This window comes from Secundilactobacillus malefermentans DSM 5705 = KCTC 3548, from assembly GCF_001436395.1.
In the GTDB taxonomy this organism is placed as follows: Bacteria; Bacillota; Bacilli; order Lactobacillales; family Lactobacillaceae; genus Secundilactobacillus; species Secundilactobacillus malefermentans.
The window spans coordinates 1-10,823 of the sequence record NZ_AZGJ01000057.1 but is presented as its reverse complement, the minus strand read 5'-3'; the positions used below and the strand labels follow the sequence as shown (position 1 = coordinate 10,823).

Here is a 10,823-nt window from a genome sequence, read left to right as displayed (position 1 = left end):
AGGACTTTTGTCCCAGCCACTTTCCAACTATTCGTTTCGATAGTTATGCTCATAGCTTTCGCTAATAATTTTGTACATTTTTTCAGCATCGTCTTTCTTCGTTGTTTCGAGCAACTGAAGGACTTGAATCTCTAAGGTTTTGTTTCCAAACTTAATAACTAATTTATCATTTGGTGCAACGTCAGATGACGACTTGGCAACTTTTTCATTAATCAAAATTCGGCCCTTATCGGCGATCTCTTTAGCAACTGTCCGTCGCTTAATAATTCTAGAAACTTTTAGAAATTTATCTAATCTCACAATGATTCACCTAATTTCTTCTTTTTTTAATCCAATTTGACACGTACGGAATTGACATCAGTTCCTTCAGCGTTAGCAATCGACTTTTATAAATCACAAGTCCAAATGTAACACTTCCTAATCCGACACCCAATACAAGGACACCGAGTGCTTGTAATCGTGAAAATGAAACATCCCCACATAGGTGATGAGCAACCATTTTAACAAGAAAAATCATCACGAGCATTCCTAAATTGCTCACCAATAGTTTGCCTAGAAACCTGATACCACTTGCCGAAAAGTTAAAAAATTTCGCAACAAGATCAAGTGACATTAGGAATAGGACCACGACAAGTCCAAGGTTTGTAACCAAACTAGCACCTAGAATTCCAAAATATCCAACCGCAACACTATTCAATAGTAGTTTAACAGTTATACCAACAATAAGTGAAATAGTGGTTATTCGGTTTTTATTCATACTCTGTAGCAGACTGTTTCGCATCAAAATCATGGACGCCAACCAAATATTAAGCAGATAAAAACTAATGGTCACGTTTAATTTAGAATCACTGAACAAAAAGCGATTCATTTCGGGCAATACAGCAATCATCACCACCGTAATCGTCGTAGATAACGCAAAACTCAATTTTTGAAAAAGGTGGCTCAGTCGTTGAAATTCAACCATTCTTTTACCTTTAATTGCTGACACCAGTCCTGGAAGTAACGCAGTCGAAAGGGCAACCGAAAATACCATTCCTAATTGAACAAGCGGTTGAGCACGGTCATAAATTCCCTTGACCGATTTAGCTGCTTCCTTATTTAACCCATGAGATTGAAGCGCTCTAATGATGGTAAACGAATCAACTAACTGAAATAAAACGAGCATTGCCGCAATCAACGTCAGGACGATGCCCTCCGTCAACAGTCGCTTAAGTAGTTGTCTCGTTGGAATACCAATTTCAGGACTCGTTCGGTTCAACATGACCGGCCAGAATTTTTTCCAAAGGAGAAGCGCTGCAGCTAAACCAGCCAATGGTGCACTTAACATGACGACCGATCCCATTTTGTAAACGGACCAGTTTTGACTAGTTGCAACGTACGCCCCTATCAAAATTAGACTAACTCGCACCACTTGTTCAACTAATTGAGAATTAGCTGTCGGCCGCATTTCAAGGCGTCCCTGATAGTAGCCTCTGCTAGTTGCCAAAAACGGAACTAGCAAAAACAGCCAAGACGTAATCCGAATAATGGGTGCTAACCGCTCATCCCCCATTGCATTTGCCATTCCGGGAGCACCTATTTCTAGTGTTCCAAAAATAATGATTGATCCCATTAATAGAATTCTGAATAACCGTTTAATGGTGCCAATTTGTGCTTCACTCGAAGACTGTTCAGCGACAACCCTTGAAATGAAAATTGGTAAGCCACTCAATGCCAATGTCACTGCAAGTCCATAAATTGGATAGACCTGTTGGAACACATAAAAGCCAACGTCGCCCACCATATTTTGGAACGGAATTCGGTAAACCGCACTCAGAATTTTAACGATTAATGTCGTTGCAGAAAGAATCGCTGCGCCCTTCATTAAGCCGTTTACTTGCTTCGAACTCATAAGATTCCTACTTACTTTCTGAATTAGTCAAAACTAATTTCCTTAATCCAACTGTAAAGTCAATCAACTGCGCTAACCAATCTGCCTCAGTCATCTTTGGTTGAATGATAAGCTTAACAATCATTTTTTCGTTTGATAAGCCAACCGTTGCTTTTAATTTCGTATTGGATAACGCCTTAAAAATATCCTCGCCACTAATCAGTCGACTCCCCTTAAGCGACAGGGTGACAATCAACCCATCGTTAAGATGACGAATCTTCTCAATGAGGGCCTCATCCGCCTGCATTTTAAGATGACTAATCTTCAACAAGTTAGCCACGGGCATCGGATATTCTCCAAATCGATCAATTAGGTCATCTTCGATTTCGTAATACTCTTCATCATCAGTAACTTGACGAATTCGTTTGTACATTTCAATCTTTTGTTGCTCATCTTCAATATAAGTTGATGGCAGATAGGCTTCGATTCCAAGCTCCAAAGTCGCGTCTGAGCGGGCCTTCTTCGCCTTACCCTGCTTTTTAGCTACCGCATCAGCTAACATTTGAGAATATAAATCATATCCAATTGAATCAATAAAGCCGTGTTGCTGCTTACCTAGCAGGTTTCCGGCGCCACGAATTGATAAATCTCGCATGGCAATCTTAAATCCTGAGCCTAACTCAGTAAAATCTTTAATTGCTTCGAGGCGTTTTTCACTCACTTCTGTTAACACCTTATTTTGTTGATACATAAAGTAGGCGTATGCAACCCGGTTACTTCGACCAATTCGGCCTCGTAATTGGTATAACTGTGCCAGTCCCATATGATCAGCATTTTCAACAAATAACGTGTTAACGTTTGGCATATCTATCCCGGTTTCGATGATGGTGGTTGTCACAAGCACATCGTATTCACCACGGACAAAATCATAAAGCACGCCCTCTAACTGAGCCTCGGTCATTTTTCCATGAATGAAGGCCACTTCTGCATCCGGAACCAGTGCTTTTATTTGACTAACAGTTTTCTCAATATCACTCACTCGGTTATGCAAATAGAAGACTTGACCCCCGCGCTGCATTTCTCGATGGATACCATCTTGAAGGGCCCCCGCATTTTGCTCCATAACATAGGTTTGAATGGGGAAACGGTTAGCTGGTGGCGTCTCAATAACGGATAAATCTCTTACGCCCAGCATCGACATGTGCAAAGTCCTAGGAATTGGTGTTGCCGTTAGCGTCAGAACATCCACATCTGACCGAATCTCCTTGATTCGTTCTTTGTGTTTAACGCCAAAGCGCTGTTCTTCATCCACTAAAAGGAGGCCTAAATCCTTAAACTTAACGTCTTTGGATAAGAGTCGATGGGTACCCACGACGACATCCACAGTGCCATCTTCTAACCCCTTAATGGTTTGATTGACTTCCTTCGTTGTTTGAAAACGAGAAAGAATGCCAATCGTAATTGGGTATCCTTCAAACCGGTTCGTCATTGTATCAAAGTGTTGTTGGGCTAGAATCGTCGTTGGAACAAGAAAGGCAACTTGCTTGCCGGCCTCAATTGCTTTAAAAGCAGCTCGTAAGGCAACCTCCGTTTTTCCGTAACCCACATCCCCAACCAATAAGCGATCCATTGGTCTTACTCGTTCCATGTCGTGCTTTATTTCCTCAATACTCCGCAACTGGTCCGGTGTCTCTGAATATGGGAAATCGTTATCAAATTGTTCTTGATAGGCATCGTCTCGTGGAAAGGCAAATCCTTTTTCCGCTTCTCGTTTGGCATACAATTCTACTAAATCATCCGCAATGTCTTCAATCTTTGAGGCGACCTTACTCTTAGTTTTGGCCCATTCTGAACCACCGAGCTTGTTGACTCGTGGTTTTTTATCTTCTGATGAAACGAATTTTTGAATCAAATTTAACTGCGTAACGGGAATAAAGATTTTGGCATTTTTTTGGTAATCAATTGTCATATAATCCTGATGAACACCGTCAACTTCGAGTGTTTGCATCCCTTCAAATCGGCCAATCCCATGATTAACGTGAACAACGTAATCACCCGGCTTCAAATCCGTATAACTCTTAAGTCTTTCCGCATTCGCAAGCGTTTGACGTCGTCTTCGATGCTTGGTCACCTTTTTAAACATTTCAGATTCTGTAATAACCACTAATCCGGCACTTGGTAATTCAAAACCGGTTTGTAATTGATCCGTAATGAGTTGGACGGCCCCTTTTTGCAAATTGTTGCTCCCGGTCAGCGTTGCTTGCATCTTAAAGTCTTGTAAAGTTGCCGTAACTTTGTTTAAACGTGCTTCATCTTTAACCATGATCACAACCGTTTGTTTCAGCTTATGCCAACGGTCCAACTCGGCTTTCAGCAGGGGCATTTGACCAAAGAATCGTTGCATTGCCCGCGTCTGCCAGGCCGTTAATTGATCAAAGCGAAGGTTTCCCATTCCCTTCTGAAAAAGCGCCATGAAAATTTTGGCGTGCTCGTCAGTTTTTAGTGCATCCTTTAAAGGAATTTCAAATTGCTGATTGATAAAGACCTGCTGACTCTTAAGTTTATCAGTGACCCAACTTGCTTCATCTTCCTCTAATTGTTGATCAGCTTCCACCAAACGGGTGTAGTCATCAAAAAGCATGACACCCTCGTTTGAAAGATAATCAATAACTGAGGTTCGTCCATCAAAAAGGTAGTCCGCAAATATAAGAAGCTCGGGATCTGTACTCCCATTGTTAACCTCATCAATTAATGGACTAATATATTTTTCTAGTTGATCCTTTTGCTCATCATTTGTTTTATCTTTCAGTGCTTTATCCAAAGCAGCTTGCAACTTCTGGGCTGCTATCGGACGCTTCTCGTTTGGTATCAACAAATCCGTTGCGGGCAAAAGTGTCACTTCGTCAACGTTTTCAATACTGCGTTGATTTGTTGAATCAAATTGGCGCATTGAATCGACTTCAGTATCAAAGAAGTCAATTCGAATTGGATTCTCCGCATTGAGGGGATAAACATCAACGATTGAGCCTCGAACAGCAAAGTCTCCAGGCGCATCCACCAGTTTTTGGTGCAGGTAGCCCATTTGATTTAAACTCTTTTGCAACACTTCCAAATCATATTCTTCGCCGACTTTAATCGTTAAAATATTAGATTTAAAATCCGTTAAATTAGGTAAATACCGTTTAACTCCCGAAACTGCAACGACGACAACGATTGGTTTCCCATCGATCAGTGCCTTTAATGCATTTATCCGTTGTGCCCGATAGTCGGGAGAACTGGTTGCAACCTCAGCTGCCAGCATCTCTTCAACAGGAAATTCAAATAATTGGTCGTCCGCCAAAACGTTGCTCAAATCATCCACCAATTGGTCAGCATGAAAAAGTGTATCAGTTACCAATAAAATTGGTTTTGATAAGTCAGCCAACATTGACTTAATAAACAACGTTCGCGCAGATCCCGAAATGCCAGTTATGAGTTGTCGGGTGTTCGGTTTTATTTGAGAACGAATTTGTTGATATTCGGGGGTCTCAATCATCAACTCTTCAATGTTCAATCTATTTCTCCCGTTCTTTCCTAGTTATAGGCATTCATTAGGTCACTAAATGATTTTCCAGAAATCCAGTCCTCAAGTGCCCCAATCGCCTCATCCTTGCCTTCGTCAAATAGGGGCTGTTGCTCCTTGGTAAATTTGCCAAGAACATAATCGACCACCGTTGATTTTGCTGGATGCTCAACGCCAACTCGAATGCGTTTAAAATTCTCTGTACCAACGTGCGAAATTAAACTCCGAATACCATTATGTCCTCCGGCAGATCCTTTTTGCCGTAACCGGATTTTCCCAAGTGGGAGATCCATGTCATCATGAACAACAATAATATCCTCGGGCGTTAATTTGTAAAAATCCATTAACGGTCTAACTGCCCTTCCCGACTCGTTCATGAAGGTCGTCGGCTTAACTAATAACACTTTTTCACCATTAATAAATCCAGAAGCTAACTTGGCTTCCATTTTTCTAGTTGTAAAAGTCAGATTGTTCTTTTCGGCAAAAGAATCAACCACCATAAACCCTGTATTATGACGTGTTTTTTTATATTGAGGACCAATATTCCCCAATCCAATAATCATTTTCATTTAGTAAGTGCCTACCTTCTCATATTTAGCCATGCAAAAACGGCCGAACAAGATAATTGTTCAGCGGCGAATAGCTTTAAATGCTAGAAAAGTATAGCATAAATCACCCTTTATTCCCAATAATTAGAGTAAACGAATATTATAGTAGAAATTACGTGAAAAAATTATAATTCATGATACAATTATGACTGGTTACAAAACATACTAAGGAGTTGAACTTTTTTGACAAATGCTAAGAAGTTTCAAAAAGTAATGCTTGTCGGTGACGGTGCTGTAGGTTCTGCATACGCATACGCCATGATGCAACAAGGTTTAGCTGAAGAGCTTGTCATTGTTGATGTTGTAAAGGAACGTACTGAAGGTGACGCACTTGATCTTGAAGATGCGCAAGTTTTCACTGCTCCAAAGAACGTCTACTCAGGTGAGTACAGCGACGCTACGGATGCTGATCTAGTTGTTATTACTGCTGGTGCTCCTCAAAAACCAGGCGAAACTCGTCTTGACCTTGTTAACAAGAACCTTAAGATTTTATCAACGATTGTTAAACCTATCGTTGATTCAGGATTCGATGGCATCTTCCTTGTTGCCGCAAACCCTGTTGATATCTTAACTTATGCTACTTGGAAATTCTCAGGATTCCCAAAGAACAAGGTTATCGGTTCAGGTACATCGCTTGATACTTCACGTTTACGTGTGGCTCTTGCTAAGAAACTTAGCGTTGACCCACGTAGCGTTGAAGCATACATCATGGGTGAACATGGTGACTCTGAATTTGCTGCTTACGATGAAGCTACTATTGGCTCAAAGCCATTACGTGCCATTGCTAAGGAAAACGGCATTTCAGATGATGAATTACTTAAGATTGAAGACGAAACTCGTCATAAAGCTTACGAAATCATCAACCGTAAAGGCGCGACTTACTACGGTGTTGCAACTGCCCTTATGCGTATTTCTAAAGCTATTCTTCGTAACGAAAATGCAGTATTACCTGTTGGCGCTCCACTTGATGGCGAATACGGTTTATCTGATGTTTTCATCGGTACTCCAGCTATCATCAACGCCGATGGTATTGCCAGCGTTGTCGAAGTTCCATTGAGCGACAACGAAAAAGCACAAATGGCTGCTTCTGCAGAAACTTTGAAAAAGGTTACTAAAGACGGTATGGATGCTTTAAACAACTAATTTAATTTTTAATTTTAAGACTTGATGTGATTACAGCATCAAGTCTTTTTATTTTGTCGTACCTTTTTATTCTCAGTAAGATTTGATTTGCGCCATCCTTTCTTAAATAACGCTTTAGTTTTGCATCCCAATTTGTTTTCTGTCTATAATTGCAGTAGTGTAAAAAGAGAACACGACTGTAGGAGGTTCAAAAATGAAACTCAAGAAAATATGGATCGCCGCTCTTGGAATCGCAGTTATTGCGGTCGGCGGGATCTACGCTGGAAAAGCAATTCACTATCAAAACAAAGGTATATTCATGAGTAATACCACTTTCTCTGGAATTGATATTGGTGGAAAAACGATTGGGGAAGCAACAAAAGCCGTCAATACAGCCCTTTCTAATCGTAAATTCACGATTTCCGAAAACAAAAAATCGGTTGGTCAATTTTCGGCCCAGAGTGCAGGAATCATTCCTCACACAAAAAAGGCCCTTGCCCTAGCACTGAAAAATCAAAATACTTGGGCTTGGCCATTTCACACAAAATCCGTTGAGGCAACTTCTAGCAACGTTTCGATGGATTCAGTCAACGAAGCAACAATGAACAAACTAACAAATTCAATTATCTCTAAAACGAGTCAAAATCGAGTGGCAACCAAAAATGCGAACTTAGTTTATAAAGATGATAAATTTTCAATTAATAAAGAATTGCAAGGTACTCAAATTAGCAAAAGCCGTTTGAGTCACGTCATATTGACGGCCTTTCAATCTGGTAAAACGTCAATTAATTTGAACGATGCTTACGTTAAGCCCACTGTGACATCCAAATCACAGAAACTTAAAGAGGCAAAAACGCAGGCAACTAAATTATCTGAAATTTCAATTACTTACTACCTAGCTGGTCATACGATTGTCGTTCCCAAATCACAGATTTCAACGTGGATAACTTTTGATAACGATAAAATTAGTATCAATCAAGCTAAACTAGTGACGTATCTAAAATCTCTAAACTCAAAATACGCAACCATTACCAAAACCCGTTCCTTCAAATCAACAAAACGAGGAACTGTGAAAGTTAAAGCTGGCTTATATGGTTGGAGTATTAAAACCAGTTCCGAGGCAAAGGCACTTTCAAAGCTAATCTTAGCTGGCAAAACCATTTCTAGAACACCGATTATTCAAGGCAGTGGCTACCATAAAAACGGCTCGGATATTGGTAATTCCTACGTTGAAGTTGATAAGAAGAATCAACATATGTGGGTCTACAAAAATGGTAAGGTCGTTGTTTCAACCGCAGTTGTGACTGGAAAACCTAAAAAAGGAACAACCCCATCCGGTGTTTGGTACGTTTGGAATAAACAACGTAACGCCACATTGCGTGGTTACAACGATGATGGCTCTAAATACGCATCGAAGGTTAGTTACTGGATGCCCGTTGATGATACTGGCGTCGGAATTCACGATTCCTCGTGGCAACCTAAATATGGTGGAACCTGGTACTTAACGCATGGCTCTCATGGCTGTGTTAATACACCACCGTCCGTCATGGGCAAAGTTTATAAATACGTCTCAATTGGAACCCCAGTCATCATTTTCTAAGTAAAAAGCAGAATGCCCAGTTGGCATTCTGCTTTTATTTTTGGGTCGGATTAATCGACCTTTTTTGAATTGAAAACGCGTGCTTCAATAAAAACGGTGCAACAATGGTTGTCAGAATAATAACGGTAATGATGGAGGCATAATACGTGCTGCCGATCAGCTTGGACTCAAATCCAATCTGTGCAATTATTAATGCCATTTCTCCTCGAGAAACCATGCCCGCCCCTACGATATAAGATTCAGGAAGCGTATATCCACTTAATTTGGCACCCATTCCAGCACCTAATAATTTTGTTAAAATGGCCAATATGGTCAATATCAAAATAAATCCGATTTGACCGACTAATCCATTAAACGAGATGCTTAATCCGATACTAACAAAGAACACCGGAATAAAGATGGCTTCCCCAATTGATTCAATACTCTGCTTAACCAAATTTTTGACTCGGGTTTGGGAAATGGCGATTCCAGCAAAGAACGCCCCTACAACCGAACTTAAACCTACTAGATCTGCGATATAAGCCATTCCAAAGCACAAAATTAAAGCCACGATTGTTTCACTCATCGGGACGAATAATTTAAGTCCTAATTTGGCAATAAATGGCGCACAGAACTTTACAATAAAGTAAATTGCAATAAAATATGCGATTTGTTCAACGCTTTTCAATAATAGCCCTGTGCCAGCCTGATTCGAGCCCAAACTAGTCATCACACTCAAAATAACAACCGCCAAAACGTCATCGACAACGGCGGCTCCTAGGATTGTTGCACCAACTTTGCCAGTTAGACCATTCAACTCTTTAAGCACAGCAACCGAAATTGAAACGGATGTTGCGGCAAAAATTACCCCAATAAAGATGCTTTCACTTTGACCAATATGGAATAGTAAACTAAACAAATAAATGGCAGCGACCGGAAAAACAACGCCCAATATTGCAACCATCAGGCTCGGTTTAAAATACTTTTTTAGCAGTGATAAATTACTTTCAAGACCTGCCGTAAACATGAGAATGATGACACCAATTTCTGAAAAGAGACTGATAAATTCACTTGGCTGAATCCAGCCAATTAATGCGGGACCCAATAAAATACCAATTAGTAATTGCCCAACCACAGCTGGAATCTTAAACCGCGTAAAAAAGTGACTGATCGTCGTCGTTGCAATTAGGATTAGGCAAAGAATGCCAATTTCGTGCAAATAACTCACATCTCCAATCTTCATCTTATTTTATTCAAAGTCTACCACATTTATGATTTTAACAATAATCTCTTAACCGCCAATTTACAAGAACTCTTCGCATTTTATTCCACTTATTCGCTGGGTGTGTTATGATATTCTTAGATTATTAGAAAATTCTAATTAAGGAGGCAATTGTCATATGCTTTTAAAATCCCTCGTTAAACCAAAGGAACGGCTAACGACAGTTAAAGAAGACGTAACGCTAGAAGATGCGTTAAAAGTTCTTGAAGATTCAGGCTATCGTTGTGTGCCAATTCTCGATGAAACAGGTCAAATTTTTAGAGGAAATATTTATAAGATGCACATTTACCGTCATAAATCTCGTGGAGGTGACATGAAGCTTCCTGTCACGTCATTGTTGAAAAATGCCACGAAATTTATTTCAGTCAATGCTGCTTTCTTTAATGTATTCTTCTCAATCAAAGACCTACCCTATATTGCGGTCCTTGATGCAAACAACAATTTTTACGGAATTCTAACTCATACTCGTTTGATGGATATGCTTTCTCAATCATGGAACGTCAATGTGGGCTCATACGTTTTAACTGTTGTCTCTGCTGGAGAACGTGGCGACTTGTCGTCAATGTCCAAAATCATCACTAAATATACGTCAATTGCGAGTGTCATTTCGCTTGATGCTCAAGAAGGCGAACTTGTTCACCGAACGATGTTCACCCTCCCCGCTGACGTTGACGAGGAAAAACTCGATCGCATCGTTAAAGCATTGGAACGAAAAGAATTTAGAGTGCCTGAAATTGAAGATTTAAAGAGTGAAAACTAATTTGTGTAAAACAAAAACGGTTCTATACTTTTTCCTGTTG

At 40.2% G+C, this 10,823-nt stretch carries 8 protein-coding genes; 3 read left to right on the top strand and 5 right to left on the bottom strand.

Annotation, left to right across the window (positions count from 1 at the left end; translation table 11 throughout):
- Positions 1-27: 27 nt before the first annotated feature.
- From FD44_RS08800 to pth, 4 genes are read right to left on the bottom strand one after another with little or no spacing between them, the layout of a single operon-like run.
- Positions 28-300: an RNA-binding S4 domain-containing protein gene (locus tag FD44_RS08800; protein WP_010620751.1), complete on the bottom strand. Its 273-nt coding sequence runs from the start codon at positions 298-300 to the stop codon at positions 28-30.
- Between the two features lie 10 nt (positions 301-310).
- Positions 311-1,891 (bottom strand): putative polysaccharide biosynthesis protein, encoded by a 1,581-nt coding sequence (locus FD44_RS08795; protein WP_010620752.1) that lies wholly within the window; start codon positions 1,889-1,891, stop codon positions 311-313.
- 7 nt (positions 1,892-1,898) lie between these two features.
- The gene (gene mfd, locus FD44_RS08790) at positions 1,899-5,423 is read right to left on the bottom strand and encodes a transcription-repair coupling factor (protein WP_010620753.1); all 3,525 of its coding nucleotides are present in this window, start codon (positions 5,421-5,423) and stop codon (positions 1,899-1,901) included.
- A 20-nt stretch (positions 5,424-5,443) separates the two neighbouring features.
- On the bottom strand, positions 5,444-6,001 hold the full coding sequence (pth, locus tag FD44_RS08785; protein WP_010620754.1) for an aminoacyl-tRNA hydrolase: 558 nt from the start codon (positions 5,999-6,001) through the stop codon (positions 5,444-5,446).
- Between the two features lie 222 nt (positions 6,002-6,223).
- Here pth and FD44_RS08780 point away from each other — a divergent pair, with 222 nt between their 5' ends.
- Positions 6,224-7,183 carry an L-lactate dehydrogenase gene (locus FD44_RS08780; RefSeq protein WP_010620755.1) on the top strand — a complete coding sequence of 320 codons (960 nt, stop codon included), beginning with the start codon at positions 6,224-6,226 and terminating at the stop codon, positions 7,181-7,183.
- 193 nt (positions 7,184-7,376) lie between these two features.
- Positions 7,377-8,762: a L,D-transpeptidase family protein gene (locus FD44_RS08775; RefSeq protein ID WP_010620756.1), complete on the top strand. Its 1,386-nt coding sequence runs from the start codon at positions 7,377-7,379 to the stop codon at positions 8,760-8,762.
- A 34-nt stretch (positions 8,763-8,796) separates the two neighbouring features.
- On the opposite strand, the gene FD44_RS08770 is transcribed toward FD44_RS08775, so the two are convergent.
- Entirely contained in the window at positions 8,797-9,960 is a 1,164-nt protein-coding gene (locus tag FD44_RS08770) for a cation:proton antiporter (protein ID WP_010620757.1), read from the bottom strand.
- Between the two features lie 181 nt (positions 9,961-10,141).
- Between FD44_RS08770 and cbpA the strand changes: the two genes are divergently transcribed.
- Positions 10,142-10,783 (top strand): cyclic di-AMP binding protein CbpA, encoded by a 642-nt coding sequence (gene cbpA / locus FD44_RS08765; RefSeq protein WP_010620758.1) that lies wholly within the window; start codon positions 10,142-10,144, stop codon positions 10,781-10,783.
- Positions 10,784-10,823: the final 40 nt, after the last annotated feature.

What these genes read in the sequence shown, in the direction of transcription:
- FD44_RS08795 (WP_010620752.1), bottom strand. Translation starts at nt 1,891, where the DNA reads ATGAGTTCGAAGCAAGTAAACGGCTTAATGAAGGGCGCAGCGATTCTT.
- pth (WP_010620754.1), bottom strand. Translation starts at nt 6,001, where the DNA reads ATGAAAATGATTATTGGATTGGGGAATATTGGTCCTCAATATAAAAAA.
- FD44_RS08775 (WP_010620756.1), top strand. Translation starts at nt 7,377, where the DNA reads ATGAAACTCAAGAAAATATGGATCGCCGCTCTTGGAATCGCAGTTATT.
- cbpA (WP_010620758.1), top strand. Translation starts at nt 10,142, where the DNA reads ATGCTTTTAAAATCCCTCGTTAAACCAAAGGAACGGCTAACGACAGTT.